This is a genomic window from Vibrio taketomensis (assembly GCF_009938165.1).
GTDB classification, from domain to species: domain Bacteria; phylum Pseudomonadota; class Gammaproteobacteria; order Enterobacterales; family Vibrionaceae; genus Vibrio; species Vibrio taketomensis.
The window spans coordinates 1216464-1241278 of sequence record NZ_AP019649.1; the positions used below are offsets into that span (position 1 = coordinate 1216464).

The window sequence follows — 24815 nt, forward strand, 5'->3', positions numbered from 1 at the left end:
GAACAAAGCCATAAGATAAAAGCTTCATCACAAATGAATACTGTTTTTATATACATGCTTTTATGTTCAGTTAGCATTGAGTGGTTTGTATTTATTGATGAGTCACGAAATGACCAAACATCTTGAAGCCAGTATTCAACCGCTGGTGGACGAATTTATCGCCAATCAAAAACCATGCCCTTCAAAACTCACGGTTGCAGAGCGTCGAGCAGGCTATATCGCAAGTAGCGTGGTGGCGGGAGAAAGCCCTCAAATAGCCCAAGAGTTTCTCGATAAGCTCAATGGTATTACAGTTAAAGTGTACAGACCAAGTCATGAAACTAACTTGCCCGTGACGGTCTATTTTCACGGTGGATGCTTTATTAGTGGTGGTTTTGCAACGCATGATGTGCAAATGAGGCAGTTGGCAAAGTTAGCCAATAGTGTGGTTATTTGCATTCAGTATCGATTAGCGCCGGAGCATACTTATCCGGCTGCTCACGATGATGTTTACCAAGCGGTTCTAGCAATCAAGCAACATGCGCAGCGGTTGGGTGGTCATGCTGAACATATTGTATTTGCTGGTGACAGCGCCGGTGGTCAGCTGGCATTGGCAACGACAATAAGGTTGAAACAAGCACAATTGTGGTTGCCCAAAGAACAGATCTTGATTTATCCAATGTTAGATCCACTCGGAAATTCAGCTAGTTATCTAGCTAACGGTACAGATTACCTCATCACCGCAGAGATGCTGCTATCTGGTTTTAGAATGTACGCGGGTGATGCGGCCCGTTTAAAGCAAGAACCGGAACTTAATCTATTGAAGGCGGATTTTAATGATCTGCCCAGAACCACGATTATCACCGCTGAATTTGATCCGCTACTCGATGAAGGTGAGCTTCTCTACAAACGCATGAGAGAGCAGGGCGTTGATGCGTATTGTGAGCGTTACTTAGGTGTCATTCACGGTTTCTTCCAATTGGGTGGAATCAGTCGAAGTGCTCAACGTTGTATGCAGCACATAGCAAACTTGGTTCAATCAGCATAGCCAGAAAGTACTGAAGATTAAGTAAAGCACCCTAAACTTGGGTGCTTTTTAGTAGAAGGTAGTTGGATGTCAATAACACTATTTTATTACCCACGCAGCGCCAGTTTAGCTCCTCATTTGATGCTGCATCATGTTCAAGCTGACTATCAATTGAAGTTGGTAGACAAGAAGAGAGATTCGCAAAAGTCAGCATCGTATCTGCGTCTTAACCCAACCGGACGGATTCCTACGTTAGTCATGGATGAGCAGCCAATTTTTGAAAGCACTGCCATTTGCATTCATATCGCAGAGTCTTTTCCAGATTTTCGACTGATTCCCGAACTTGGGCAGCCACTTCGAGCGCTATTTTTTCAGTGGTTAACTTATCTTAATAACACGCTGCAAAATGAGCTGATGCTTCGGTTTTATCCGCAACGACATACGTCCAAACCACAACAGGTTGAGAGCATCAAGCAAGCGCAAGAGCAAAGACTAGGTGACATCTGGATGGTCATTGATCAGCAACTTTGCAATAAGCGTTATTTGCTGGGCGATGAGTTAACGGCGTGTGACTACTTCCTGTTTATGTTGGCAACTTGGTCAATCGACTTGCAGTATTCACCACTGAGTTTTGCAAATCTTCGCGGGTATTTGCAACGACTGGCGCGAAATGCCACGATAGTTGCCGTGTGTCGAATTGAAGGAATCGATTTGACCCGATTTGATAGCGAGAGATTACGGTACACGTTGTAAATAAAATGTGAACAAGTTAGGCTGGTGATGAGTCAGGAGTCACATCATGGAGAAGGTGTGAGGTAACGTTTACAAGGAGCGAAAAAATGACTTATCCAATCAGTGGCGCATGCCAATGTGGTCAAGTGACATATCAATTAAACTCAGCGCCAATTGGTGTATTCGCCTGCCATTGCAAAGAGTGTCAAAAATTGGCAACTGGCCCGTTTAGTGTCACCGCGTTGATTGCCGCCGATCAAATTGAATTTCATGGTCAACTCAAAGAGTGGGGGCGAATGGCGGACAGTGGCAATCGTAACCATGCTATGTTTTGTCCAGACTGTGGAAACCGTATCTATCACTTCAACCCAGATGATACCTCAACAGTGAAATTGAAGCTCAAGCCAGTAGAGTTTGAAGTTCAGGAAGTATTTAAGCCTCAAGCCCATGTTTGGGTGAGTGAGAAAGTCGATTGGTATCAGATTCCTGAGGGCGTCAAAGTCATCGATAAGCAGCCATAAACAATAGGTGCTTAAACCAATCCAATTTTATGTGAAATCCTGACGGATAGGCTGAGTTAGTTCGGCTTTCAATCTTTATCACAATTTAAACCCCACCAGATGATCGATAACTTACAGGGAGCGTCATTATGTCAGAAACAATAGGCCTTAGTCATTTAGGGTTGTCAGTCGATGATTTGGAGGCGAGTAAATCTTTTTTTGTTGAGGTACTTGGTTGGCAAGAATCTGGTTATGATCCGACATATCCGAGAACCGCCGTTTCCGATGGAAAACTTCGCCTAACTCTTTGGCAGGTAGATCCTAGCCTCAACGGTGCCGAGTTTGATCGAAAAAGAAACGTCGGTTTGCATCACTTAGCGATACAAGTTGCATCAGAATCGAAACTCAACGAGTTGTTCAGAAAAATTGAATCTCACCCTAAGTGCACAATTGAATTTGCACCGGAATTATTAGCGGGTGGTCCGCGCAAGCATATGATGTTTAGCGAGCCATCGGGTTTAAGATTAGAGTTAATATGGCAAGGTGAATTGCAGTAAAGGTGGTTGAAAGAGTCGTGCCGATTTATGTATTCGATTTATGTATTAGGTATGGCTTAGCTAATTGCTGATGGCAGGCGCGTCAGAATGTGAAACGTGTAAGCTGAGCATCTACGCAGAATCGCGATTAAGCGCCTTGAAGTCACTTTAGGATATCATTCTGTGGTATTTTTCAACCTTTGGCTCAAACTCGCTAAAGGTAATCAGGTGTGTTAAACAGTGTGCTCGTTTTTAATCGAGTTAGCATAAATATCATGGATGAAAGAAGTAAACATTATCTTGAGCAATACCTAAACCAGTTACCTGAAGAGATTGCAGCAAAATACAGCTCATTTAGCGCAGACTATTTTTGTGCGGATGAATACAACGCAAACGTCTGTGCCGATTTGATTTTGCGTGGTGAAAAGCAAGCATCGTGCAGTTTAGATATTTGGTATAGCGAGCAAGGCGAAGTCATGCCTCAGGTGGGGCATTTGCAAGTCGTAACCAACTGGAGCGGCGAACCTATTTGTATTATCGAGATAACGTCAGTAACGCAATGTCGATTCAATCAAGTAAGCACGGAATTTGCCGCCTTAGAAGGGGAAGGTGATAAGAGTTTAGCTTGGTGGAAAAAGGCTCATTGGGATTTTTTCTTCAAAGAGTGTGAACAGCTCAATATTACCCCTTCAGACGAGATGCTACTCGTATTAGAACAATTTAAAACCGTGTACCCCGCGCTATCGTCATCGGTCACTCAGTGAAATAGGATCGTATTTTATTCCTTAGCCAGATATTTGATGGGCTCTTCATTTCGCGATTATGCACCATAAGACGGTATTTAATCGGATAGGGCGTAAAAGGAATGTCTAAAACTTGAATGCCTAGCTTGTCTGCAAATATTGACGCGATACTCGCTGTCATTGCCGCAATACAATCACCGCTCGATACCATGGAAAGCTGAGATACCAGTGACGTGCACTCTGCCGCGACGTTTCTGTCATCCAATTTTTCCTTGGTGAAGTAGTCAGCCAGATAAGCATCTTCTCGTCGTAATTTCAGCGTAATGTGCTTTTCGCTGTAAAACTGTTCTTGGCTGATTGAGCCTTGAATTCTCGGATGGTCTTTGCGTGCGATAACGCAGATAGAATCCTCAAACAACTCTTCCGTAAAGAAAGAACGGTTTGCATAGTTGGCAAATTCAATTGCCATATCGGCTTGGTGTTGATTGAGACCGTTAATGAGTTTTTCTTCGTTAGAAAGGGTTGGCTGTAACTCAATTCTTACGTTACCCAAGCTGCTATCAGCTTCAATTTTAGGTAGTAGCATCATCATTACAGGCTCAGAGGTGTAGATGATGAATTTACGTGGATGCTCGGTTGAAAATCCCTCCAAATTCTCTAAAGCGTTCCTGATCTCAATCAGAGCTGGTTCGATTTGTTTTATCAGTTCTTGAGCATGTTGGGTTGGCGCGATCCCTCGACCTGAACGTACAAAAAGCTGGCACCCCACTTGCCGCTGTAAACGCTTTAATAACCCACTGACTCCGGGTTGAGTTAGTCCCAGCTCCTCTGCTGCCATAGTAATGGATTGATGGCGATAGACTGCCACGAATATCTTTAGCAAATTCAGATCAAGATGATTTAACATTTCGTCCTTACATAACAAATTGTGATGTATTGAATCTATTTTCATGCATGTATTGGTATGAGTCAACGCGATAAATTAAGCCCATAGCCAATCCCAATACCCAACGAGGTTAATTATGAAAACTCGATTCGTTCCATCTGTTTTGTCTCTCGCGATTGTTGCGTCTTTTGGTGCTGTCGCAAATGATTATGCATCGATCGATACCTATGAAGGCAAACCTGCTTCTCAGCACACCATCAAAGCTAACGCTGATGTAGCAAAAAACCTTCCTTGGGAAGACACCACGGCATTTGACCGTACAACACGTGGCTTGATTGCTGAATTTGGTACTCACGAAGCGGGCGAACTGAAAAACCGCTTTGAGTATATGACTGATATGTCTGTTGATGATCTGCCACCAACGGTTAATCCATCTATTTGGCGACAAGGGATGCTGAATTACGCTGCGGGTGGTTTGTATGAAGTGACGGATGGTGTGTATCAAATTCGCGGTGCTGATTTATCGAATATGACGATCTACCGCTCTGACAACGGCTACGTAATTCATGACCCATTGCTCTCTCGTGAAGCGGCTGCGGCATCTTGGGAATTTGCTAAGCAACATCTTCCTGCCATTAACGGTGAACACAAAATTACGGGCATGATTTATTCGCACATGCATGCTGACCATTTTGGTGGCTCTCGTGGTGTATTTGAATCGGGTGATTTCGCTGACAATGCAGAAATTTACGCTCCGAATGATTTTATCAAAGAGTTGGCAGATGAGAATGTCATAGCTGGCACTGCAATGGGGCGCCGCGCAAACTATCAATATGGCACGACCTTAGACAACAACACTAAAGGGATTGTGGACAATGCGTTAGGTTTGGGCACTTCACGTGGTGAAGTGACGCTGGTGGCACCAACGCAAGAAATCCAAGAGCGTGAGAAACTGATCACGATTGATGGTTTAGATTTCCTCGCGATTAACATGCCGGGAGCTGAAGCGCCGGCAGAGATCGTATTGTATGTTCCAGAGTATCGTTCGCTAAATACGGCTGAGCTAACGTACGATGGTATGCACAATATTTACACCTTTCGTGGGGCGAAAGTGCGTGACTCATTGGTTTGGACCAAGTATCTCACAGAGTTAAAAATGCGTTTTGTTGACAATGGCTTGGTCGACAATATTCATGCTGCTCACTCAGCACCAGTATGGAATGATACCGATACAGAAGTGAATGAAATTTCAGAGTACATGACGCTTCAGCGTGATAATTATGGCTTTATCCATAACCAAGCGATGCGATTAGCAAATCATGGCGTCACCATTCATGATGTTGGCCGCGAAATCGAGAAGATCGTTCCGCAATCGCAAATTGATACTTGGCATACTAACGGTTATCACGGCTCATACAGCCATAATGCACGAGCAGTGGTTAACTTGTATCTTGGGTATCACGATATGAACCCAGTTAATACCAATCCACTACAAACCACCGAAAGATCGTGTGTGTATGTTGAGGCCGCAGGTGCTGAAACATTCTACAAAGCAGGTATGCAGCATTTTGAATCGGGTGAATATCAGCAAGCATCGCAGTTGTTTAATGATTTAGTTCAGTGTGAGCCAAGTAATGTGAAATATCGTTTTGCATTGGCGGATAGCTTTGAGCAGCAAGGTTACCAGTCAGAAACGATGGCGTGGCGTAATAGTTATCTGCAAGGGGCGGTTGAACTTCGTACCGGAGAGATCCAGCCTTCAATTAAAATCGCGTCACCAGATGTGATTGCCAATACGCCAACGGGTATGTTCCTCGACTTTATTGCAGTGAGCTTGAATGCGCCAAAAGCAGAGGCCGCGGGGTTAGACTTTAATTTCGGCGTATACCACCCAGATTTGGAAGAGCGTTACTACGGTGAAGTGTCGAATGCCAACCTGGCCAACATCGAAGTTGATAAACTGCCAAATGTGGACTTTGAACTCATTATTAAAAAACGATTTTACCCGCGTGGTGTTGGACAAACGGACTTAGATGGATTGATTCAGTCTGGTCAGGCAAGCGTGAAGGGTGATGCACAATTGCTGGCCGATTTGGCAAGCGCACTGGATGATTTTGATGGCCTATTTGAAATCTTACCTATGCCTGAAAAATAAAGCCGTACTCTAGTTACAAAACAACATTGATAGACGCCCCAGAGTTTCTGACTCGGGGCGTTTTTAGATAGGATGAAGCAACTAAACGCAGTTGTATGGTCATGTTGGCTTAATGGCGGTAACCAGTGAAATAACACATGAACCGTGAGCTGATGTATAACCTCGCTTGAAGTCGCTAGGCACCGCTTTAGAAGTAAAAACGAGCTAGAGCTAGGTACATTAGAGTAATTTATGAGCAGTAACAAGTTTGATTCATTCTCTTCTGAAGTTGCAGAAAAACTCAATATTACGTTTATCGATTGATAGACCAAAAATGGCGAAACATTTTATATCGGCAAGGGTAAAGGCAATCGAGTATTTTCTCGTTAATGGTGATGAAGCTGACTCCTTATCTGAAAAATGGAAAGAATACGTGCTATTCAACTCGCAGGTTTCGAGGTTGGGCATGTAATTCATCGTCATGGTATGTCGGAACAGTCAGCGTTTGAAGTTGAAGCGGCGTTAATTGACGCTTATCAGAATCACTAACATCATGGACGGGCACGGAAATAATGGTGGCGCGATGCATTCGACGGAGATAATCAAAAATACTCAGCGCAAATCGCAGAGTTCAACATAAAACCTTATTAATCAGCGTTAACCGTAGCATTAGATCGCTCGTTATACGATCGGTGAGATTGCTTGGCGCTTGAGTAAAAGATAAAGCAAGCCATGCAGTAGTAGTAGCAACGGTTCAAAGTGTGATCGTTGGTGCGTTTGTCGCTGAACGGTGGTTGCCTGCCACGCCAGAAAACTTTCGGGTACTGAGCTTATTGAAGAGGTCGCTATGGGTTATCGGTCGCGAAATCATCATTGAATCACTCTACATTGGTAAAGAATCCCTGATGAATACCAGCGAGGGGCTTCAAATCAATTAAATACACGTGGTAAGGGATGATAGCGTGCTGCCGCTTGTTTGCATCTAACCTCGAAAATCGAGGGCTATTTCGCTTTATAGTTTGCGTAAACTTAAATTAATGACAATGCTGAATCTGGCATCTCGAAGTTACTTGAGGATATAGATGGCGCGAATATGCTATCGTTACTTTAAATCGCTCTAGTTAATATGTTTATTCGTTTTCAAACGAGTGATTACGCTTACCATTTATAAAAGAATCATGGAGAACACATGATGAAAATAGTCAAAGTCGATGAAAGCAATGCTCATGTATATGCCAACCTTTACCAAGGTTATGGCGCGGAGTTTTCGAGAATCATTGACGATAAACCCAATGCAGATGGTTTGTTTGAGATTTATCCTAAGCTTGAAGGCAGTGTAACAGGGTATTTACTTTATTTAGACGGTCTTCCTGCAGCGTTAACCGCCATTGATGAAAGAGTGCCACACGAGTTCGAGATTTGCGACTTTTATGTGCTGCCTTGTTTTCGAAAAAACAAAGTAGGAAAACGTTTTATTTCTAGCTTGTTTGAACGTCTTCAAGGTTCGTGGGAAATTAAGCAAGTTGCAGGCGCAGATCATGCAATTAAGTTTTGGCGAGATGTGGTGGGGGATTACACGTCTGAAAATTATGTTGAAGACGTATACCAAGATCATAAATGGGGCACAGTGACAAGACAGCGTTTTTCTCACTAAGCTCAATCCCATTGGATTATTTCAGACTCGTCTCTGACACCCCTATATTTGGCTGCTTATGCGGCCATTTCTCTCACAGATGACTAGCCACAATGCCTTTAATGTTCCTCATTCATATCTAGGTTACGAGCCTAGCTTTCTGTTTAACCATCTAGCAACGGATGTGTATTGCGAAGTTGATCGCGAATGTGTCGTCTAAGTTCGCGAAGAAAGCGTACGTCGGGAAAGGAGTCGCTATTCTGAACTCTTGGTATCCATCCACATTTGCAATCTTGGTTCAGAGGGAATATGAAAAAAATTGCGTTTGTTTTATTTACTCTTGTTTTGCTATTTGGCTGCGGAAAGCCTTTACCAGAAGACAAATCGGCTTATGCTGGACATTGGCAAAGTAAGGAGATGTCGTTACTTATTCTTCAAGATGGAACAATTGCTTATGAGCGTCTCAAAAATGGAGGTTCAACGTCTGTCAAAGGTCCGATAAAAGAGTTTGTTGGTGATGACTTTGTCGTAGGGTTTGCGTTTCTAACCACGACCTTTGACGTTACACAGCCTCCTGTGTTTAGCAGCGGTCAGTGGATAATGGTTGTTGATGGTGTGACGTTGGTAAAAAGTGAGCATTAAGCCCAATTAAGTCTAGGGAGCAACGCGAGCGTGGACTATTCAAATCGGATCTGGTATGCTTGGAATAGGTTTGTTGGTGAATGTCATTGGCGTTGTTCACCTAGATGTGATTTTAAGCGAAACCTATGCAGAACATGTGGAGTTAGTGGGCTGGGGCAGTGTTATTTTGCTCACGCTACTATTTTGGAAAAAGGTATTGGATGATTGGAGCCGAGCGAAGTTCGTTTTCGATAAGTTCAACATTGTGAAATGCTTCCTCACCATCCCTATTTTAATCGCTTTGAATTTCTCCGTCGGTTTATTGATTTCATTTCCTTATATTTATTCTGTGTTCGTCGGGGAGCGCACAACCTTAGTCTTAGAGGTAAAAACGAGGTTAGATTTGCACTCAGCAAAAGACAGACGCAAACATAATGTAGATTTAGTCACTCTGCCCAAAGGATATCAAGGCTACAGTTTTAGAATCTCGGAAGAGAGCTTTACGCATTTACCACCGTATTTCGATCTGCAAATCTCAGGTGTAAAAACCTCATGGGCTATCGCCATTCAAGATATTCGAGTATTTGATGGGATAGAAAGCGCGCAATAGTTGTTTTCTACTACCATAAGATTTTATGTTGCGGCACTATCTCACAAACTCCCCAAATGTTTGGCAGCAATCACGGCTTATTTCTTTAAACCCTTTAGAATCAGCACTCATTTAATGTGATGGACACAATATGATCGCTGTAATTTTTGAAGTGCAAGTAGCAGAGGGTAAAACGCAAGAGTATCTCGACATTGCTGGTGATATTCGTCCACTGTTGGCTGATGTTGATGGATTTATTTCCATAGAACGTTTTCAGAGTCTAACCACGGAAGGTAAGTTGCTTTCGTTGTCATTTTGGCGAGATGAAACAGCAATCGAGCAATGGCGCAAGCTAGAGGCACACCGATTTGCACAAAACAAAGGACGAAATGGCGTATTTGAAAGCTATCGCTTGCGTGTTGCGGGCGTGGTGCGTGATTATGGTATGCATGAGCGCGAGCAAACACCCCATGATAGCCAAGTGGCGTTGTCAAACGAGTATATTGGGTGTTAACGGGGTCGAGCTAAGTTCGATGGACGCTAGAGAAAACGGATTCTAGGAGCCCATCGGCTCTCGAACCACAGAATTCTATTAGCTTTGCCAGGCAACTAGAATTACGCCAGTCGTGATTAATGCAATTCCCAACCAGTTGATTGTGCTGAGCTGCTCGCCAAGAAATACAACCGCCAGAACTGAGACAATAACCACGCTCAGTTTATCAATGGGGGCGACCTGTGAGGCTTGCCCGAGGCTCATGGCGCGAAAGTAACATAGCCACGATGCGCCTGTCGCCAAGCCAGATAGCACGAGAAAAACGAGTCCCTTACTCGATATCTCGCTTAGCGGTTGAAATTGTTTGGTGAAATAAGCGATGCCACCAACCAAAACGAGAATGACACAGGTGCGAATAAAGGTCGCAAAATCAGAGTTAATGGTGTTGACACCAAGCTTAGTCAGAATAGCCGTGAGAGCCGCGAAAATAGCGGAAAGCAGAGCCCAAAATAGCCATGAAGTATGTGGCATAGTTGATTCGTATTCGAAGTAAAATTTGAAAGCAGTATAACTTGGTCATTATTAAGCGAAACCGAATTTGCATTGTTTACTTAGTGTGTTGTTGATTGCTCGCTGGGAGATAGAAAACGGTAGTGGAAAAGTCGGTTATAGCGGGTGCACGCATGATAAAGGCCTTGTATATAGACAATTATTTTGTTGAGAAATTATCAGATAACATCACACGTAGTCTTTTCGCTTTCAAACAATGGAATCAAAAACTTGAATAGCGTGAGATGGCATCTTTTGAACTGAAATCGAGATGAAGAAACATTTGTTTGGTTCGAGTTTCGATGCAGTGCACATAGCGCATATTAATCGTTGAATAGCGCAAAATCCTATCATAACATCCTGTTTTTATTTGCATAATTGGTTGAGAAAATGTCAAAGTTTACAGAGTACAAAGTTGTTCATATCGTTGAAGGTGGTTGTGGTACGATTTTCTTAGGTGCAAGTGGTCTACCTATCCAAAAAATGGAAGCAGAGCTAAACAAATACGCACAAGAAGGTTGGCAAGTGGTATTCCAAGCGTTGGAACAGAAACGTTACATGCTGTTTTGGAAACGTGAAGCGGTTATTATCACTCTAGGTCGTTAATCTTGCTAAAGATTATCTCATTAAAGTTGATCCACCGTTATCAAGCGAGCGGTGGGTCAAAGACGCTACTAAATATTGAGTGCAATTTTATTCCGACCTGCTCAGAGTACACCAAGCAATGCATCATAAAATATGGAGCAATAAAAGGGTGGAAAATGGGGCTGTCGCGCATTAAGCGTTGCAATAACCCCGATTTGATCGAAAAAATTGTTGATGAGGTGCCATGATGCGACTGCGAGAATCGATTGAACAGCTGGAAGAGAAAGAAGAAGTATTGCGTCAGCAAGTGAAGTCGCTGACAGATGAGCAAAGAAAGGCGTACTACACTCAATTGTCGAAGAGACTGAAAGATCCCGATACTTATGCCACGTTAAATTGGTTTTTTCTAGGCGGTTTACACCACTGTTATTTGCGCAAGTATACGTTATTTGCCATTGAGATAACGTTGCTGATTATCGGTATTATCGGCATTGCATCAGGGCATACAATTGCTTGGTTTATTATCGCAGGCTTGTTTATTTATGAGCTGCCACATCTGTTTTTTTCACAGAAGATCGCCAGACAGTATAATTATGATGTCTCATGCGACATTCTCAATGAAGTACGCACACTCTGAGCATAGAAAGCGTGACTTAGTCTACGAATGATGACGTTTGCTGTTTGTCACGTCATCATCCAGCGGACGAGATTTAAATAGAGTCCCTTCAAAGTTTTACATCTTCAGCTACCAAGGTGTTTGCGCAAACGACAAGCCTATGTTGTTATTCATCATTATTCCCAAGTGAACTCATGGTCTGAGTTTTGGCAAGAATGATTTTGGAAAAGTTGGAAGTTAGTCAAAAGGAATTGAAATGAAAAAAATACTCGGTGTAGTTCTGTCGGTCATGTTGGCCACGCCTGCAATGGCATACGAATCAGAACATATTCAGTCGGCACAGAAACTCATGGTTGCGATGGATGCAGAATCGCAAATGGTCGGTGGTTTTGAAGCCATGTTGCCAACCATTGAGAATATGGCGGTTCAAATGAACCTTAGCGCGACAGAGATGGAAGAGTTGAAAGATATTTATCGTGATTGGTTCTATAACGATATTGATCGTGACAAGATCAATTATGAAATCGCCAAGCTATACGCTGATACTTTCTCGATGCAAGAAATAAACGACATTATCGCGTTTTTCCAATCGCCAACGGGACAAAAATTGGTGTCGAAAAACCCTCACTTGGCTCAGCAAGGCGCGCAAATTGGTATGATTGAGGCGCAAAACAAACAGCAACAGCTGATTGATAAGTTAACGCCATTCCTACAAAAGCACGCTCCCCAGCAATAACTGCAAACCGATATGAGCAGGCAGTGAGTTTTCTGCCTGCGATTTCTCCTAGCAATGCAAACATATAAGTGATGATTGCGTAGTCTGATTACTTTATTGGGTACTGATGAAAGAATTTACAGGTGGCAGAGAATCTGCAATTTATCATCATGAAGAGGTTGTATACCGTCCGCTTAACCCATGGAGTCATACGGTTCATCAATTGCTCGATCATTATATCGCTGTGGGGCTAAAACAATGCCCTCGATTTATCGCAATTGAAGATGATAAAGAAGTACTGAGTTTCGTCAGTGGTGATACATATAATTATCCGCTTGTTGGTGCGATAGCGAGCCAAAATGCACTGATATCAGCTTCAAAGTTATTACGTAAACTTCATGATGCGAGTGAGAGTTTTATTGCAGAGTATTCGCTTCAGAGTTTCACGTGGATGATAGCCCCACGACCTCCCTTTGAAGTGATTTGTCATGGTGATTTTACACCGTTAACATTGTCGGTTCGATTCCGATTCCTTCCATTCCATTCCAGGCTGCTTTCGATTGTCCAGCGTCCATTCCATTCCTTCCGAATCAAATAGTCAGAGCATATCCATTCGCATCACATTCACAGAAGTGCATGCTCAAGAAGCAGGCTCCATTTCAAACTCCAAGGGCATCATTTAGCTTATCTCGCTGATATTGAATATTTAAAGCAGCACCAATTGCGAATTACTCAGGGTATTAGATTAAGATAACCCGCGATGAGTACAGTATTAGCCTCGTCCTTGAGGCTAAATTAACAAGCTTATAAAGCGCGAATCTGAGCGATTTCTTGTTCAGAAATCCCTAAAGATTCGAGGAATTTTTGGTGTTCTTGTGGCTCTAGCTCTTCAAATTTCTGGTGCCATTTTACCATGTCGTTTTCACTAAAACCTGCAGCAACCATAATGTTAACCCAACGTTCTTTATTCACGATATTATCCTCTAGTAGAGTCGGTTCTTGAAGAAGCACTACGATTGCTTTTTGCTGCGCACGTAGGCTTTGTATTTCATTCTCAAGTTCATTGAAGTGATCTTTCAGAATTTGAGTTTGAGATTTCCCGGTCTGATTTAACAAAGCCTTTATGCTAGCGACAGACAATCCATACGAGCGGTAGGAAGTAATCGCGTTTAAGCGTTCTATTTCCTTGTCTCCATACCATCGATAACCGTTCTCAGAACGATAAGCAGGAAGCAGTAGTTGCTCTTTCTCGTAGTACAAAATGGTGGTTCGAGATATTCCAAATTGCTTAGCGAGTTGGGTGACAGTCAACATAAATAAATGGCTCCGTTTATTAACCGAAATCTATCTTCAACCCTCGACCTATAGACGGGTCAACATCATTTTAATGTGATCTGTAAAAAGCGGTAGCGATAGTTCACTTCAACCTTATGCAAAATAGCGGCGATTTGGTTGTGCCGTTTTCCTTTTACTGAACCCAATATTATGAAGCCACTTGAGTATATGATACTTAGGTATAAATCGGCTGGATCTGTGACTGCGGCATCTGAATCTGTACGTTTTGTGAGCTATAAATTGTAGTGTACGCACCCAATATGCAAATAGGGGATTATTATGAAATCAACGACCACATTGATTCACGACACCTTACTCGACCTGACGACTCACGCGCCGCAGCATCATGCCGCTATTCGCCAGAGTTTATATGATCAGCTTGATTTACCATTTGAAAAGCAACTCGTTCTGTATTCTTGTGCATTAGCGCCGGCTAGCTCTGGTAAGTTAGAAGGTAGCCAAGATATCAATCGCGCAGTTGATTCAGTGATGAAACTATTGGAAATGCCAGAGCGTTAGTCTGGTGTTTGTTTAAAGGAATGGTTCATGAATAGGCTCAGAACCATTCCCAATTTATTATCTTCATAGCGCTCTTCCATCATTATTCGCGTTTTTCTTAATGCCTTCTTGAACATTGTCGGTTGAAAACTGCGCAATCAGACTCTCGATCGGTATTTTCTATTCATTAATTAATCCAGATTAAGTTTTTGAATCTCAATTACGTATGATTTTCGCAAGCTCTAAGGTAGCAAGTGCAAAAGAGAACAGCTATACGTTGTCGTGGCTGTTTTTTTTGAGCTTCGAACACATCGACCCATGTCGCGTCAAGGTCAGTAGAATTGAGCGGTAGCACTGTTTCAATGGCTTTACATGACTTGGGTTAAATCTGATCACACTAGTATCTAAACATTGAGGATTGACGTTGAGCACCTTGTTTTCACCAAGCCAGATTGGCCAAATGACACTAAAAAACCGTTTTGTTCGCAGCGCGACATGGGAAAATCTCGCCACTGAAGATGGCCACATGACTGAGCGACTTTATGACGTTTATGAGGAACTTGCTCAAGGTGAAGTCGGGCTTATCGTTACTGGTTACGCCAATATTGTCGAAGAAGAGAAGCCAAACGCTGGCATGATGGGAATGTATAACGATTCGTTTATTGAGGAATACCAACGATTAACAGACTTGGTTCATCAATATGACTCGAAAATTGTTATGCAGCTTGCTTATGGTGGCACTAAGACCACCTACAATGTGGGTGAACGCATCATCTTTGCTCCAAGTGAAGTCGCAGAGCGCGGTACACAAACGCTGGGCAAAGCAATGACGAAAGAAGAGATCGACTACATTGTTGAAGCGTTCGCGCTGGCGAGTAAACGTGCTCAAGATTCAGGTTTTGATGGCGTAGAAATTCATGCTGCTCACACTTACCTTATTAACCAATTTCTGAGCCCTTACTACAATCGTCGTGACGACCAATATGGCGGTAGTCTTGAAAACCGTATGCGCTTTTTGGTTGAAATTTACCAAGCGATTCGCGCACTGGTAGGTAATGACTTCCCAATTTTAGTTAAACTGACCGCAACGGAGTTCTTTGAAGGTGGCTTAACGTTTGATGAGACTCGAGAGATCTGTAAAGAGCTAGAACGTATTGGCGTTGATGCGATCATTATTTCGGGCAACATTCATGGTAATGCCGCATCGCTGGTGGGCGAGCAATTTGATGGCCATACCCTACAATCTGAAGGTTATTTTAGAGAGTATGGTGCGGTAGTTAGCCAAGATGTAGAGGTACCGGTAATTACTGTTGGTGGCCTAAGTGATATTGGTGCGATCGAAGAATTGGCAGCGACAACCAATATTCAATATTTCGCGCTATCTCGTCCTTTATTGGCAGAGCCAAAACTGATCAAGCGTTGGAAAGAAGAACAACGCAATCCAGTCGATTGTGAGCGCTGTTCAAAATGTCGAACTAAACGTGGTAACTTCTGCGTGGTTTATAACAAGCCGAACAGTAGAGCGAATAAAAAAGTCGCATAAGTTCAGTTAGTTATTTTATCAGGCTTCAGTAATGAAGCCTGATTGCTTTCTAACCTTATGTAAGGGTGAGGTTAGGGCAATGACAATTGTTTTGTTCGGGCGAAAAAAAGCGCTTCCCTGATGATCGATTAGTCCCTATTATCCGCGCAACTTTTGTAATTGACGTGACGTAAGATGACTAAGAAATCACTGTTACTGGGCGCTGCAATGAGCGTACTAATGTTTACTGCGACAGCGCATGCTGACGACAAATTTACCCTTGGCCGCACAATCCTACTTGAGCACGGTAAACACGGCGCGAAAATCCCATTGATTGTATGTCGCAATACTAATGCGATTAAAATCAAAGCGGAGAAAGAGCTGAAACTGCGTAAAGCAGTAGTGACTTTCCAAAACGGCGAAAGCAAAACAATTAATTTCTATCGTGACTTTGATAAAGATGAGCAGAGTGATTGGCGTTATTTCGGTAAGCGTCGATGCGTAAAAAGCATCAGCGTATACGGCAATGCTGATGACTCGTCTAAAGCAGGCGTGCGCGTATACGGCAAAGAGCGCGACTAACCTAGCTTATATAGGCATGTTCTTTAGGTATGGTGAGTTCACTCACCATACCGAATCTCTTTTTTAACTCAAATGCAACCACAGTCATTGCTGGATAGTATCGACTATTCTGCTGCACGCATTTCGTCTAATCCCCCGCCATTATGCACACGAGTAAAGCCTTGCTCGATCAGATAGTCATAAGCAATCCCTGAGCGATTACCGCTTCTACAATAAACGACAATATGGCGAGATTTATCGACGTTTTGAAAATGTCGGTCGAGTTCCGCTAACGGGTAGTTAATCGCATTGTCGAGATGGCCAGCCGCGAATTCCCCAGGCGTGCGCACATCAACAATCATCGCACCTTGATCAATGAGTTGCCAAGCAGTATCAGCCCGTTGTGAAGCATAAACAGAAGCGGTGGTACTAGTGAGTAGAATAGCTAAGCTCAACTGGCTAAGTAACTTAAAGATCATCATCTTTCCTTGATTAGATTGTCATTAGACCTAAGTATATCACCAGTATGCTGCTCGGTAAGTTAAAAGGCGGACGCTATACAGAAATATTCCAAGTGAGTACCGCAAGCATCGTGGCATGACAGACCACCACCACACTCGTTAGCCGTTTTCTTAGTAGGAAATAGCGCTCGTGCTGTTTATAACGCTCGCAGAAAAAATTCAGTAAATGCGCCAAAGTTAAACCGATTAGTGCGCCATAGATATTAGTATCTGCTATTAAAGCGAGCGTGATGACGCACAATGCAACTGCATTGGACACCAATAATACATAATGTTTAGGGGCGTTACGGTCGATTTCTCTGCCCCATAGTGTGCCCGCCATAAATGCGGCAATACAGATACTGTACAGCGTAAATGCACGAATGATTAAGGGATCACTCACACCAAATCGATTTAGCGGCAACATCAAAAAAAGAGGGAGGGCAATGAAAGGTATCAAACCTAAATAGCCGAGTTTTCGAATCATAGCATTGCCTCATAAATGAATTATCCATAACGACAAGTATGGCTGAAATCTTAAAAGTTAGATCACTCTCAATTATTAAATACTTCCTTAGATTTGATTTATTAGTACTAAAGTTTACTGCTATCTTACGCTTCCATTTTACAACCTAACGGTTGTGGCTTTTTTGTCATCGGCTAATAACTTGTTCTCGGAGTGAACGAACTCATGTTAGATAAATTGAAAAAGAACTTTCTTTCTGCGTTAATTCAAGCATTAATGATCTGTATTGTTAAAGTGTTTACTATTCCGATGGAAATCTGGACTGGCGCTGTAGAACGCTTAGCAACACAAAGAACAGAGCGTTTAAAGGGTGAAAATAGTACAGAATTTCCAGTTCTATACTGGTTTAAAAGTGCCTGGGATGGTGCTATTTTCCTAAGCTGGATCATTGCGCTGATTGTCTTCCTTTTTGCTTTCTTCTCAGCATTTGCGACTTATGACCCAATGTACTTCATCACCATGGCAGTTGGTCAGTTAATTTCTTGCTACTTCTTACCAATTTTTCTTTCTCTTCTGAAAGAGAGCTTAACGTTATTCTTATCGATGGCTCTAAACTTAGAAAAATTGGCTGGCAATAAATCAGACAATAATAAAGAAAAGCGTGTTCAAGAAGAGACGGTTGAAAGCGCGTCTGCTGAAACACAAATTGTGACTGAATAAACTTTTTGATGAGTAAATTATTTGAAAATAGCAGCCTAAGGCTGCTATTTTTATACATTAATTTATGTAGAAACGTTTAGACCTGATATTTGGCCTTGATACCAATATCAAAATGCAATGGCATTTTCCATTTCTGATAAGACAAATAGCCCATAATGAGACCAGTCGGGATGAGCAGTACACTCGTCACTAATGGATGATCTAGAACCAGAAACAAAACGCAACCGGCTAATCCAAGCGGTACTAACTTTAATCCGGTTACGTTAAAACAGAATGATTCTTTTAGCGCGATACCTGAAAAGGTGACAAACAGAAAGCCAAGCGAAAGCCACATATAGTTTTGCTCAGGATCCCCTACCATCAATAAAATGCCCAGCCAAGAAGACCATACAATAATCGTTCGAACCGCTTTACTGTATACATGCAGGTTCGCCGCCGCTAACGCACTCGCGGTGCAGGTCGCCAATAAAGCCCAATGCATGTTATTCGCTAGGGAAAACAAATTCGCGAGCGAAGCAGACACAACAAGTAAGGAAATGGAAAACAAGCTAATGCCAAATCGATACAAACACACGCTCACTTTGTCGAGTAAATCGAGTGGTTCTTGATGCTGGGTATCGGCCATGAAATATGTTCTCTTGCAGTTGATTTAGTTTGAATATACCCACTGTTTAGATCAGTTGTAAATCCATATTTAAGTGACTTTAAGCCAAGGGTTTTAGACCTAGAAGTCGCGTTACGTTTTGATACTACATTTGATACAGTGATTTTGCTGCTTACAGCTCTGAAGTGGTTATACATCTATGAGTTACGAGAGTAGAGAATCGATCCAGTTTTGGAAAAATAGCTTGGTGAGGCGGTTTTTCCTCTTGTCCCTTTTGGTTGCCAGTATTCCACTGCTGGTGACAGTGCTTGTCTACGACCGTATGACGGCCAATTTAGTGTCAGAGATGACGGCAGCGCGCGCGCAGCAAAACCTCTCTCAGATCAAAACCAGTATGTATCATTTTGGCCGCCAGCATATTCATGCGCTGGAGGCTATCGCCGAATTGCCGCAGATCGCTCAATTGTTTGCCGTTGCGACTACTCGCACAGCCCCTCAGCAAACTCTTAGCCTGATTCATTTTGACATCGACCGACCGGAAATCTACGGCGCGCTATTCTTTGACGCTGAGTGGGAATTGATGAACGCTTTACCGGGCCAAAGTGCCGGCGGCTACCCTTATTGGGGAAGTGGTGAATTGGATATAAAAAGCTTACCGCAGACTGAATTTAGTCAATCCATTTTACTGGGTCCACAACATGCGTCTCCGGGACGATCTTCTTGGTACCTAATGGCAAAACCGGTTTATGCATCGGGAACTGACCATCAATTGATCGGGTATTTGGCTTTTCAGTTACGCTTTGCCAGCCTGACTGAGTATTTATCTGTGGGTGATGCGACTCTTCTGTGCCAAGGTTCAGGAATAAATACAACGTGTTATGACTCTCTTGGCAGAATTACCTCAATTCACACAGATCAAATACGGATAAATCAAAGTGGCGTCGAGCCTTTGTTTGATAATTGGCACTTAGTGAACAATTCGGTTGATACACCACTTCTCGATAGAGAGCACGAACGCTTATTAGTATTGCTCATGGCGTGTTTAGTGTTGTGCGTGGTGACGCTGTATTTCTATTTTTTAGTAAAAAGGGTTAGACGCCGCGTGGTGCCATTAATTGATGCTGCAAATGCCATTTCGATTGGGGAGTGGAGTGGGCGTATTCCAGTGGCAGGCAATGATGAAATTTCACTATTGGCTCGCGCTTTTAATCGAATGACATCGCATTTAGATTCGTTAATGCTTGCGCGTGGGGATGCAGAACGCAAGGCCGTGTGGGGTGAATTTGCAACCGGCATTGCCCACGAAATTCGAAACCCACTGGCTACGATTAAGGTATGCGTACAAACACTTCAGCAAGAGAGTGCTGAGGACAAAGAACTGCAGACCTTAATGGTGGGTGAAATTGAGCGTATTAATCGGCTTATTTCAGATTTGCTTGAGTATGCAAGGCCGCCCAATCCAGAAACAAAACACATAGCGATAGCGAGAGTGATGCAAAGGTTAGGCTCGTTGATCACTCCAATGGCAAAGGAGCGAGGTATTAAGCTCAACATTGCATGCAATTCGCTAAGTGAAAGCCTCTGTATAACGGCAGATGAGAACCAACTACAACAGATTTTGATGAATCTTCTGATTAACGCTCTGGATGCCTCAAAAGCTGGTAGTGAAGTAGGTTTAAAAGTGGTTAGCGAGCAGCAAAATCTTGTGTTTGTTGTTCACGATTGTGGTTGTGGTATGACTCGGCAGCAATTAGACAACATCAGTCAGCCGTTTTATACCACTAAAACAACCGGAACAGGACTAGGTCTTTCTGTTTCTCAGCGTCTTGCTGAAATGAATAAGGCCACACTGGAATTTGACAGTCACCCCGGAGAGGGTACTCAGGCGATGCTGAGATTTAAAAGGGAGTTTGTGTGTGAACCAGAAAGTGAATGATTCGCTTATTGATAATAGACCAACGCTATTAATTATCGACGATGAAGAAGCACTAACGCGCTCATTGCAAATCGCGTTGCGCGATCCGAGTTATCAAATCGAGGTTGCCCACAGTGCTGAAGAAGGGCTTATTAAAGCCCATCTGTCTCATCCACTGGTGGTATTACTCGATTTGCGTTTGCCAGACAGTGAAGATCTTAAGCCTTTAGAGCGGTTAAACACGATGTTGCCAGACAGTGTCGTGCTGATGATGTCTGCCCATGGTGACATCAAAACGGCGGTTGAAGCGGTGAAGCAAGGGGCAAAGGATTTTATCACTAAGCCGTTTGATATTAAGACCTTGAAAGCTCAGTTAAGCCAATATTTGCATGTTGAAACGTCAAAAGATCTGGGACTTGTCGGCCAAACGCCAGCAATGGAAAAGCTCGCAAGTGAGTTAACGTTAGTGGCAAAAAGCCAAGCGAAAACCGTATTATTATTGGGAGAGTCAGGAACAGGGAAAACCGTCGTGGCTCGAGAGATTCACAGGCAAAGTGATTTGGCAGATAAAGCCTTTGTTGAGGTCAATTGCGCGGCATTGCCGGAAAGTTTGCTGGAGTCTGAGCTATTTGGGGTTGAGAAAGGTGCGTTTACTGGGGCGACCAAGAGCCGTTTAGGGCTGATTGATACGGCTGACGGAGGCACCTTGTTTTTAGATGAAGTGGGTGAGTTAACTCTCCCGCTACAAGCAAAGTTATTATCGTTTCTTGAGAGCCAGCGCTATCGTTCAGTAGGTTCAACCAAAGAAAAGCAAGCGAATGTGCGAGTCATTGCTGCAACAAACCGAGATCTAACACTAGCGATTGAGGAAGGCAGTTTTCGTGCTGATCTCTATTATCGCTTTAATGTGATGCCACTAACATTACCATCACTCTCACAGCGTACGGCTGATATTCCGCTGTTACTTAAGTATTTCGCTAAACAGTTCGCTGGACGTCTCGCACCGATTCAATTTATGCCCGATGCTCTTCATTCGCTGATGCTTTATCCGTGGCCAGGCAATATCCGTGAGTTGAAAAATTTGGTCGAGCGTTTGTCTGTGCTTTATGTCGGCAGTGACATTGACATCACTAAGCTGCCGGATGAGTACACAAAATCAGTGCCAATAGCAATCAACGTCGAACCAAGCACGTCCAAAGTTGAGCCGTTGAGCACAATCTCAAGTCAGTTGGCTGATGAAGAAAAAAGAGTCATTTTGCATGCGCTTGAAGAGAGTGGTGGACATAAAGGTAACGCGGCTAAATTGCTCAATATATCTCGTCACGCGTTAAAGCGACGCTTGCAAAAGTTGGATATCGAAGTATGAAAAATTGGCGTGTTTGGGCTGGGTTTTGCTGTCTATTGTTCAGTGCTGGCTCCGTTGCTGAGATAGTACTTGGCGTGGACAAAAACGAGGCCGACTTAGAAGTTGGGTGTCTCTATCCGCTCTCTGGACCATCGGCGTTATGGGGTAACGATGCGGTGGTTGCATTACAAATGGCGCTTGATGATATTCACGCCCAGCCACAATCGCCAAGACTTCGAGTTTACGTTGCCGATACCATGGGGAAACTGTTCCGAACACGAGAGATAGCGACAAATTTTGTGACTCGCGGTGTTGATGTGCTTTGTGGAGTGGTTAATTCTAATATTGCCCTTGAAGTTTCTCAGTTAGCAAAGAACAACCAGATCCTTTTTCTCGGCGCAGGCCATAGTTCAGCAAGATTGACTCAAAGTGAACGCCATCCTTGGTATTTCCACCTTAATAATGATGCCTCACAATCGAGTGACGCAGGGGCTCGGTATCTTCGTGATGTCAAAAGTGAGCTAAATTGGCGAACGGTTTCTTATATTGGTCCGGACTATGAATATGGTCATCAAATTTGGCAAACCATGATGGCGAGCCTTGATCGCTACCAAGTTCAATATCAAATCAAAGATGAGTTCTATAGCTTGTTGGGAGAAACGGATTACCAACTTTATATTGAGGCGTTAATTGCGAACCCTCCCGATGTATTGGTCAGCGGACACTGGACGAGGGATTTGGTGAGCTTTTTAGAACAGGCCGAGGTTTCGGGTCTGCTTAAAAAAACGCATTTCGTTAATTTTGATACGGGTGGTGGTTATTTTGTATTGTCTCGGCTGGGAGATACGCTGCCCGAAGGGGTGGTGCTTTCTGGGCGCTCACACATTAATTGGCCTACAACAAAGGCGAACAGCGCATACATTGATGAGTTTTATCAAAGGACACAGAGATACCCGACATTTATTGCACAAGATGCGTATACGGTGATTAAAGTACTAGATTCTGCTTGGCAACAATATCAGCCCAAGAGTCTTGTGGAACTGCGCGATGCATTGCCGGGATTGAAAGTTTCTTTACCGGAAGACCCTCCGGGTTTTCAATCCTTTATTGCCCCTGAAACACACAAAATAATGCAATACCAAGCGATTGGAAAAACAACCAAAACAGAGGGCTTTGCTCCTGCAACACGTATGCTTGGGGATTGGCGTATTTATCCTCCTGTTATTCCAGAACCTTAATATCTTGCACTCTTTTGTTTGAGCGAGCGATATTTTGAGCGCTCCGAGCGGTGAGCGCTCAGAGTATTGAGCGGAAATCGCTCATCGTTTTCGACTAAGTTGCGCTCAAGTAAATGTGTATTGTTTGTTAATTAATATTGGTCGCATGTAATTGCTGGGAAATTAAACGAATGATCGTATTTATGTTCATTAAAAGCAGAGGTTTGAATGTGTTTTTAAACAAAAATCATCTTTGCGATGAGCTATGCGACCAAAGTATTAAAACAATTCATTAACAATGGCACTGCGATTGCTCTGATGTGTAGGAAACATTTATTCACCAATAATACCTACACAAAATAGGAGTATGCATGTCAGTCATTAAACGCTCGCATGGAATGGAGCAGCCATACTGGCCGGCTGGGCCTTTTAAAATTCGCTTGCCATTTATTCACTACCGCTGGGAAATGGCGGAAACTATTCAAGGGATGATCATGTTCGTTGTGGGGATGGCGATGATCCCTTTGCTCGAAAAATATCTTGGCTTACCTTATGACGTTGCGCTGGCTTACGTGGTCGTTTGTGGTATTGGCTTTATGTTGCCCAATCTATTGGGTGTACCCATGGTGCCGGGGTGGATCACGCCAGCGATTCCGGTGGTGCTGTTGTTTTTGGGTAATTTTGAACCTGGCCCTGAAGCGATTCGAGCATTAGTTGGTTTACAGCTGATTGTCACGGTTATCTTTTTTGTACTCGGTATCACCCGTTTAGGCAGCAAGCTCGTTGATCTTTTCCCTGATTCAATCAAAGCCGGCATTCTCATTGGTGCGGGTATTGCTGCGCTATCAGGGGAAATCAGTGAGGGTGGCCGCTTAGCGAATACGCCAATTTCACTCATTATTGGTTTTCTTGTCACGGCTTATGTACTTTTCTCGCTAAATTTCAGGGACTACGTCAATAATCATAAGTGGGCAAAAGTGATTGCCGGTTACGGAATGGTTCCGGGAACGTTGGTGGCAATGGGCGTGGGCTGGATGGTGGCAGAATACCCACTGCCAGATATTCAGTTTGGTGTTTCAGCGCCTGCTTTTGGTGAAATGTTTAACTACCTGCCATTCACAGTCGGCCTACCAAGTATGGAGATGCTTTGGATGGCAATTCCAACCGCATTGATTGCTTATGTTATCGCGTTTGGTGACATCATTGTTGGTAAGAGTTTGTTGGATCGCGTTGACCACTTACGTCCGGATGAAGTGATCGAAGTTAACGTCGACCGTGTGCACCTTGTTACGGCGCTGCGTAATCTGATTCATTCTTTCTTTGCGCCATACCCAGGGTTAGCTGGGCCACTGTTTACAGGCGCAATGGCAACCATTGCCGAGCGTTATCGTCATGGTCGCAGCGCGATGGACAGTATCTATAGTGGTGCTGGCGTGTTCTGGATTGTTGGTTTTATCGCACTGTTTGCGCTGCCGCTTATCACATTGTTCAAACCCGTTCTGCCAATCGCGCTTTCTATCACTTTGTTGATCACGGGTTACCTATGTATTTCAGTAGGCGTTGAGCAAGTACGCAATGCAACGCAAATGGGTGTTGCAGGTACGATGGGCGTTGTTCTAGCAGTTTACGGTGCAGGTTACGGCTTATTAGCAGGTGTTGCTTTGTACTTCTTAATTGAGTACCGCCGAAAAAGTGCGGAGCCGCAAGAAGTCGAAGAACCGATTGAAGTTGTTGAAGATTAATTGGCCACGGAGAAGTTGCGCCCGGTTATTACTGGGCGTTAAGGAAGAAGTC

At 43.4% G+C, this 24815-nt stretch carries 29 protein-coding genes; 23 read left to right on the forward strand and 6 right to left on the reverse strand.

The window, feature by feature from the left end:
- Window positions 1-109 precede the first annotated feature (109 nt).
- The 5 genes from Vt282_RS05665 to Vt282_RS05685 all read left to right on the forward strand — a co-directional run bounded on the left by Vt282_RS05665 (window position 110) and on the right by Vt282_RS05685 (window position 3538).
- Entirely contained in the window at window positions 110-1027 is a 918-nt protein-coding gene (locus Vt282_RS05665) for an alpha/beta hydrolase (protein ID WP_162062799.1), read from the forward strand.
- Window positions 1028-1093: 66 nt separating this feature from the next.
- Window positions 1094-1759: a glutathione S-transferase family protein gene (locus tag Vt282_RS05670; protein ID WP_162062800.1), complete on the forward strand. Its 666-nt coding sequence runs from the start codon at window positions 1094-1096 to the stop codon at window positions 1757-1759.
- A gap of 86 nt (window positions 1760-1845) precedes the next feature.
- Window positions 1846-2259 (forward strand): GFA family protein, encoded by a 414-nt coding sequence (locus Vt282_RS05675; RefSeq protein ID WP_162046552.1) that lies wholly within the window; start codon window positions 1846-1848, stop codon window positions 2257-2259.
- Window positions 2260-2387: 128 nt separating this feature from the next.
- Window positions 2388-2795, forward strand: coding sequence for a VOC family protein (locus tag Vt282_RS05680; RefSeq protein ID WP_162062801.1), 408 nt, complete (start codon window positions 2388-2390; stop codon window positions 2793-2795).
- A 254-nt stretch (window positions 2796-3049) separates the two neighbouring features.
- A complete protein-coding gene (locus tag Vt282_RS05685) occupies window positions 3050-3538 on the forward strand; it encodes an ASCH domain-containing protein (protein ID WP_162062802.1) in 489 nt (162 codons plus the stop codon).
- Here the strand turns inward: Vt282_RS05685 and Vt282_RS05690 are convergent.
- Window positions 3528-4424, reverse strand: a complete 897-nt coding sequence (locus Vt282_RS05690; RefSeq protein WP_162062803.1) for a LysR family transcriptional regulator — start codon at window positions 4422-4424, stop codon at window positions 3528-3530. The genes Vt282_RS05685 and Vt282_RS05690 overlap by 11 nt on opposite strands.
- 115 nt (window positions 4425-4539) lie before the next feature.
- Here Vt282_RS05690 and Vt282_RS05695 point away from each other — a divergent pair, with 115 nt between their 5' ends.
- From Vt282_RS05695 to Vt282_RS05715, 5 genes are all read left to right on the forward strand, one after another.
- Window positions 4540-6558 carry an alkyl/aryl-sulfatase gene (locus tag Vt282_RS05695; RefSeq protein ID WP_162062804.1) on the forward strand — a complete coding sequence of 673 codons (2019 nt, stop codon included), beginning with the start codon at window positions 4540-4542 and terminating at the stop codon, window positions 6556-6558.
- 1171 nt (window positions 6559-7729) lie between these two features.
- Complete coding sequence (locus tag Vt282_RS05700; protein ID WP_162063686.1) at window positions 7730-8191, forward strand: GNAT family N-acetyltransferase; 462 nt, start codon at window positions 7730-7732, stop codon at window positions 8189-8191.
- Between the two features lie 288 nt (window positions 8192-8479).
- The gene (locus tag Vt282_RS05705) at window positions 8480-8812 is read left to right on the forward strand and encodes a hypothetical protein (protein WP_162062805.1); all 333 of its coding nucleotides are present in this window, start codon (window positions 8480-8482) and stop codon (window positions 8810-8812) included.
- 55 nt (window positions 8813-8867) lie between these two features.
- Entirely contained in the window at window positions 8868-9401 is a 534-nt protein-coding gene (locus Vt282_RS05710) for a hypothetical protein (RefSeq protein WP_162062806.1), read from the forward strand.
- Window positions 9402-9531: 130 nt separating this feature from the next.
- Window positions 9532-9894: an antibiotic biosynthesis monooxygenase family protein gene (locus Vt282_RS05715; protein ID WP_162062807.1), complete on the forward strand. Its 363-nt coding sequence runs from the start codon at window positions 9532-9534 to the stop codon at window positions 9892-9894.
- 78 nt (window positions 9895-9972) lie between these two features.
- Here Vt282_RS05715 and Vt282_RS05720 read toward each other — a convergent pair whose 3' ends face one another.
- The gene (locus Vt282_RS05720; protein WP_162046545.1) at window positions 9973-10404 is read right to left on the reverse strand and encodes an EamA family transporter; all 432 of its coding nucleotides are present in this window, start codon (window positions 10402-10404) and stop codon (window positions 9973-9975) included.
- A gap of 408 nt (window positions 10405-10812) precedes the next feature.
- Between Vt282_RS05720 and Vt282_RS05725 the strand changes: the two genes are divergently transcribed.
- From Vt282_RS05725 to Vt282_RS05745, 5 genes are all read left to right on the forward strand, one after another.
- Window positions 10813-11028 (forward strand): DUF4177 domain-containing protein, encoded by a 216-nt coding sequence (locus Vt282_RS05725; protein ID WP_162046544.1) that lies wholly within the window; start codon window positions 10813-10815, stop codon window positions 11026-11028.
- Between the two features lie 26 nt (window positions 11029-11054).
- Window positions 11055-11255: a membrane protein insertion efficiency factor YidD gene (gene yidD / locus Vt282_RS05730; RefSeq protein WP_232055151.1), complete on the forward strand. Its 201-nt coding sequence runs from the start codon at window positions 11055-11057 to the stop codon at window positions 11253-11255.
- Window positions 11255-11644 (forward strand): hypothetical protein, encoded by a 390-nt coding sequence (locus Vt282_RS05735; RefSeq protein ID WP_162047577.1) that lies wholly within the window; start codon window positions 11255-11257, stop codon window positions 11642-11644. Before yidD ends, Vt282_RS05735 begins: the two co-directional genes overlap by 1 nt.
- A gap of 235 nt (window positions 11645-11879) precedes the next feature.
- Entirely contained in the window at window positions 11880-12359 is a 480-nt protein-coding gene (locus Vt282_RS05740) for a DUF2059 domain-containing protein (protein ID WP_162062809.1), read from the forward strand.
- Window positions 12360-12465: 106 nt separating this feature from the next.
- The gene (locus tag Vt282_RS05745) at window positions 12466-12936 is read left to right on the forward strand and encodes a hypothetical protein (protein ID WP_162062810.1); all 471 of its coding nucleotides are present in this window, start codon (window positions 12466-12468) and stop codon (window positions 12934-12936) included.
- A 206-nt stretch (window positions 12937-13142) separates the two neighbouring features.
- Here the strand turns inward: Vt282_RS05745 and Vt282_RS05750 are convergent, their stop codons facing one another.
- Window positions 13143-13652 (reverse strand): MerR family transcriptional regulator, encoded by a 510-nt coding sequence (locus tag Vt282_RS05750; protein WP_162062811.1) that lies wholly within the window; start codon window positions 13650-13652, stop codon window positions 13143-13145.
- A 300-nt stretch (window positions 13653-13952) separates the two neighbouring features.
- Here Vt282_RS05750 and Vt282_RS05755 point away from each other — a divergent pair, with 300 nt between their 5' ends.
- From Vt282_RS05755 to Vt282_RS05765, 3 genes are all read left to right on the forward strand, one after another.
- Entirely contained in the window at window positions 13953-14192 is a 240-nt protein-coding gene (locus tag Vt282_RS05755; protein ID WP_162046540.1) for a PAS factor family protein, read from the forward strand.
- 403 nt (window positions 14193-14595) lie between these two features.
- A complete protein-coding gene (locus tag Vt282_RS05760) occupies window positions 14596-15714 on the forward strand; it encodes an NADH:flavin oxidoreductase (protein WP_162062812.1) in 1119 nt (372 codons plus the stop codon).
- A gap of 174 nt (window positions 15715-15888) precedes the next feature.
- The gene (locus Vt282_RS05765) at window positions 15889-16275 is read left to right on the forward strand and encodes a DUF2541 family protein (protein WP_162062813.1); all 387 of its coding nucleotides are present in this window, start codon (window positions 15889-15891) and stop codon (window positions 16273-16275) included.
- A 104-nt stretch (window positions 16276-16379) separates the two neighbouring features.
- On the opposite strand, the gene Vt282_RS05770 is transcribed toward Vt282_RS05765, so the two are convergent.
- A complete protein-coding gene (locus Vt282_RS05770; RefSeq protein ID WP_408647267.1) occupies window positions 16380-16730 on the reverse strand; it encodes a rhodanese-like domain-containing protein in 351 nt (116 codons plus the stop codon).
- Between the two features lie 79 nt (window positions 16731-16809).
- A complete protein-coding gene (locus Vt282_RS05775) occupies window positions 16810-17241 on the reverse strand; it encodes a DUF3429 domain-containing protein (RefSeq protein WP_162062814.1) in 432 nt (143 codons plus the stop codon).
- A gap of 204 nt (window positions 17242-17445) precedes the next feature.
- Here Vt282_RS05775 and Vt282_RS05780 point away from each other — a divergent pair, with 204 nt between their 5' ends.
- On the forward strand, window positions 17446-17940 hold the full coding sequence (locus Vt282_RS05780) for a hypothetical protein (protein ID WP_162062815.1): 495 nt from the start codon (window positions 17446-17448) through the stop codon (window positions 17938-17940).
- Window positions 17941-18016: 76 nt separating this feature from the next.
- On the opposite strand, the gene Vt282_RS05785 is transcribed toward Vt282_RS05780, so the two are convergent.
- A complete protein-coding gene (locus Vt282_RS05785; protein ID WP_162062816.1) occupies window positions 18017-18565 on the reverse strand; it encodes a DUF2301 domain-containing membrane protein in 549 nt (182 codons plus the stop codon).
- Window positions 18566-18809: 244 nt separating this feature from the next.
- Between Vt282_RS05785 and Vt282_RS05790 the strand changes: the two genes are divergently transcribed.
- The 4 genes from Vt282_RS05790 to Vt282_RS05805 all read left to right on the forward strand — a co-directional run bounded on the left by Vt282_RS05790 (window position 18810) and on the right by Vt282_RS05805 (window position 24763).
- Complete coding sequence (locus Vt282_RS05790) at window positions 18810-20480, forward strand: sensor histidine kinase (RefSeq protein ID WP_162062817.1); 1671 nt, start codon at window positions 18810-18812, stop codon at window positions 20478-20480.
- The gene (locus Vt282_RS05795) at window positions 20461-21825 is read left to right on the forward strand and encodes a sigma-54-dependent transcriptional regulator (protein WP_197740088.1); all 1365 of its coding nucleotides are present in this window, start codon (window positions 20461-20463) and stop codon (window positions 21823-21825) included. Before Vt282_RS05790 ends, Vt282_RS05795 begins: the two co-directional genes overlap by 20 nt.
- Window positions 21822-23042 (forward strand): ABC transporter substrate-binding protein, encoded by a 1221-nt coding sequence (locus tag Vt282_RS05800; RefSeq protein WP_162062818.1) that lies wholly within the window; start codon window positions 21822-21824, stop codon window positions 23040-23042. The genes Vt282_RS05795 and Vt282_RS05800 overlap by 4 nt, the downstream gene beginning before the upstream one ends.
- A gap of 350 nt (window positions 23043-23392) precedes the next feature.
- Window positions 23393-24763 carry a permease family protein gene (locus Vt282_RS05805; RefSeq protein ID WP_162046530.1) on the forward strand — a complete coding sequence of 457 codons (1371 nt, stop codon included), beginning with the start codon at window positions 23393-23395 and terminating at the stop codon, window positions 24761-24763.
- The last annotated feature ends 52 nt before the right edge of the window (window positions 24764-24815 follow it).

Coding starts and splice junctions, on each gene's coding strand:
- Vt282_RS05720 (WP_162046545.1), bottom strand. CDS start 10,404: ATGCCACATACTTCATGGCTATTTTGGGCTCTGCTTTCCGCTATTTTC.
- Vt282_RS05785 (WP_162062816.1), bottom strand. CDS start 18,565: ATGGCCGATACCCAGCATCAAGAACCACTCGATTTACTCGACAAAGTG.
- Vt282_RS05710 (WP_162062806.1), top strand. CDS start 8,868: ATGCTTGGAATAGGTTTGTTGGTGAATGTCATTGGCGTTGTTCACCTA.
- Vt282_RS05745 (WP_162062810.1), top strand. CDS start 12,466: ATGAAAGAATTTACAGGTGGCAGAGAATCTGCAATTTATCATCATGAA.
- Vt282_RS05735 (WP_162047577.1), top strand. CDS start 11,255: ATGCGACTGCGAGAATCGATTGAACAGCTGGAAGAGAAAGAAGAAGTA.
- Vt282_RS05695 (WP_162062804.1), top strand. CDS start 4,540: ATGAAAACTCGATTCGTTCCATCTGTTTTGTCTCTCGCGATTGTTGCG.
- Vt282_RS05715 (WP_162062807.1), top strand. CDS start 9,532: ATGATCGCTGTAATTTTTGAAGTGCAAGTAGCAGAGGGTAAAACGCAA.
- Vt282_RS05725 (WP_162046544.1), top strand. CDS start 10,813: ATGTCAAAGTTTACAGAGTACAAAGTTGTTCATATCGTTGAAGGTGGT.
- Vt282_RS05780 (WP_162062815.1), top strand. CDS start 17,446: ATGTTAGATAAATTGAAAAAGAACTTTCTTTCTGCGTTAATTCAAGCA.
- Vt282_RS05680 (WP_162062801.1), top strand. CDS start 2,388: ATGTCAGAAACAATAGGCCTTAGTCATTTAGGGTTGTCAGTCGATGAT.
- Vt282_RS05690 (WP_162062803.1), bottom strand. CDS start 4,424: ATGTTAAATCATCTTGATCTGAATTTGCTAAAGATATTCGTGGCAGTC.
- Vt282_RS05755 (WP_162046540.1), top strand. CDS start 13,953: ATGAAATCAACGACCACATTGATTCACGACACCTTACTCGACCTGACG.
- Vt282_RS05670 (WP_162062800.1), top strand. CDS start 1,094: ATGTCAATAACACTATTTTATTACCCACGCAGCGCCAGTTTAGCTCCT.
- Vt282_RS05800 (WP_162062818.1), top strand. CDS start 21,822: ATGAAAAATTGGCGTGTTTGGGCTGGGTTTTGCTGTCTATTGTTCAGT.
- Vt282_RS05805 (WP_162046530.1), top strand. CDS start 23,393: ATGTCAGTCATTAAACGCTCGCATGGAATGGAGCAGCCATACTGGCCG.
- Vt282_RS05765 (WP_162062813.1), top strand. CDS start 15,889: ATGACTAAGAAATCACTGTTACTGGGCGCTGCAATGAGCGTACTAATG.
- Vt282_RS05740 (WP_162062809.1), top strand. CDS start 11,880: ATGAAAAAAATACTCGGTGTAGTTCTGTCGGTCATGTTGGCCACGCCT.
- Vt282_RS05775 (WP_162062814.1), bottom strand. CDS start 17,241: ATGATTCGAAAACTCGGCTATTTAGGTTTGATACCTTTCATTGCCCTC.
- Vt282_RS05705 (WP_162062805.1), top strand. CDS start 8,480: ATGAAAAAAATTGCGTTTGTTTTATTTACTCTTGTTTTGCTATTTGGC.
- Vt282_RS05675 (WP_162046552.1), top strand. CDS start 1,846: ATGACTTATCCAATCAGTGGCGCATGCCAATGTGGTCAAGTGACATAT.
- Vt282_RS05700 (WP_162063686.1), top strand. CDS start 7,730: ATGAAAATAGTCAAAGTCGATGAAAGCAATGCTCATGTATATGCCAAC.
- Vt282_RS05750 (WP_162062811.1), bottom strand. CDS start 13,652: ATGTTGACTGTCACCCAACTCGCTAAGCAATTTGGAATATCTCGAACC.
- Vt282_RS05685 (WP_162062802.1), top strand. CDS start 3,050: ATGGATGAAAGAAGTAAACATTATCTTGAGCAATACCTAAACCAGTTA.
- Vt282_RS05665 (WP_162062799.1), top strand. CDS start 110: ATGACCAAACATCTTGAAGCCAGTATTCAACCGCTGGTGGACGAATTT.